A 1,852-nucleotide genomic window follows, 5' to 3' on the forward strand; every position below is an offset into this window, starting at 1 on the left:
CGTGCGCCGCCGGGCTGCTCCTGCGCCCCCTCCTCGGCGGCCTGTCCGCCCCCGCCGCCCTGGTCCTCGGCGCGGCCGCCGTCGCGCTCGTGTTCACCGTCGTAGCAGCACTCACCGGATCCAAGGAGATCACGCGAATGATCGGCTCCACGCCAGGAACGAGGCGAATGTGACCGGCAGACCGGCCATGCCGTACATCCTGATGTACCACTCGGTGGACAGGTACGACAGCGACCCGCTGCTCGTCACCGTCTCCCCGCGGCGGTTCGCCGGCCAGATGGACTGGCTCCGGCGGCACGGCCTGCGCGGGGTCTCGGTGCGGGAGCTGCTGGTCGCCGAGGCGTCCGGCCAGGCCCGCCGGATGGTCGGGCTGACCTTCGACGACGGGTACGCCGACTTCGCGGCCGAGGCGGTCCCCGTCCTGCTGCGGCACGGCTTCACCGCGACCGTGTTCGCGGTCGCCGGGCTGCTCGGCGGAGACAACGCGTGGGACCGGGACTGCCCGCGCAAGACGCTGATGACCGCGGCGGACCTGCGCCGGGTGGCCGCCGCGGGCATGGAGGTCGCCTCGCACTCCGTCCACCACGTGTCCCTGACCGGCGCCTCCGACGCCGAGCTGGAGATGGAGCTCAAGGAGAGCCGGGCGGTCCTGGAGGACGTGCTCGACCGCGAGATCGCCGGGTTCGCCTACCCGTACGGCCATGCGGGCGCCCGGGAGGTGGACGCGGTCCGCTCGGCCGGCTACTCCTACGCCTGCGCCATCCGGCCCTCCGAGTTCAGCGGGCGGTACGCGCTCGCGCGGACCTACGTCGGCGACCGCGACAGATCGCTGCGGCTGCGCGCCAAGCGGCTCCGCCACGGCCTGCGCTGGGGGCGGGGCCGATGAGCGGGCGACAGCGGACGAGGGTCCTGCACGTCATCACCGGCCTGGCCACCGGAGGAGCCGAGCAGCAGCTGAGGACCCTGCTGCCGCATCTGGACGCCGAATGCGAGGTCGTCGCGCTGACCAACCCCGGGGCCGTCGCCGAGGCCATCGCCGCCACCGGCGTGCCCGTGCACTGCCTGGGCATGCGGGGCAACCGCGACCTGCGCGCCGTACGGCGGCTGGCCCGGCTGATGCGCGCCGGGCGCTACGACGTGGTGCACACCCACCTGTACCGGGCCTGCGTGTACGGCCGGGTGGCGGCACGCCTGGCGGACGTGCCCGCGATCGTCTCGACCGAGCACTCCCTGGGGGAGGACCGGGTCGAGGGGCGCCGCGCGACCCGGGGGGTCCGCGCGCTGTACCGGATGACCGAGGCACTGGGCGACGTGACCGTCGCCGTCTCCGGGACCGTGGCCGACCGGCTCGCCCGGTGGGGGGTGCCGCGCTCCCGGATCGAGGTGATCCCCAACGGGATCGACAGCCAGGCCTTCCACTACGACCCCTACCTCAGGCACGAGGCGCGGGCCCGCCTGGGCATCCCGCCGGACGCGCACGTCGTGGGCGGCGTGGGACGGCTGGAGCCCGGCAAGCGCTTCGACGTCCTGCTGGAGGCCCTGGCGGGCCTGGACGGGAGCGTCCTGCTGCTGGTCGGCGAGGGGTCCGCCCGCGGGGCGCTCACCGAGCGCGCCCGCGCGCTGGGGATCGAGGAGCGGGTGGTGTTCGCCGGCGAGTCGACGGAGGTGCCCGCGCTGCTGTCGGCCATGGACGTGCTCGCCGCCCCGTCGGTGGAGGAGACGTTCGGGCTGGCCGCGGTCGAAGGCCTGGCGGCGGGGCTGCCCGTCCTCTACTCCGTCTGCCCCGCCCTGGAGGAGCTGCCGCCGGACGCCGCCCCCGGGGCCCGGCGCGTGCCCCCCCGACCCCCGCCGC

At 75.4% G+C, this 1,852-nt stretch carries 2 protein-coding genes; both read left to right on the forward strand.

The features are described from left to right. The first annotated feature begins 169 nt into the window (after positions 1-169). Positions 170-886 carry a polysaccharide deacetylase family protein gene (locus tag ACWJ6R_RS35705; RefSeq protein WP_449066442.1) on the forward strand — a complete coding sequence of 239 codons (717 nt, stop codon included), beginning with the start codon at positions 170-172 and terminating at the stop codon, positions 884-886. Further along, positions 883-1,852: glycosyltransferase (locus ACWJ6R_RS35710; RefSeq protein WP_449066443.1), on the forward strand; the 970-nt coding region annotated here is incomplete at its 3' end. The genes ACWJ6R_RS35705 and ACWJ6R_RS35710, both read left to right, overlap by 4 nt.

It is taken from the genome of Planomonospora algeriensis, from assembly GCF_977012225.1.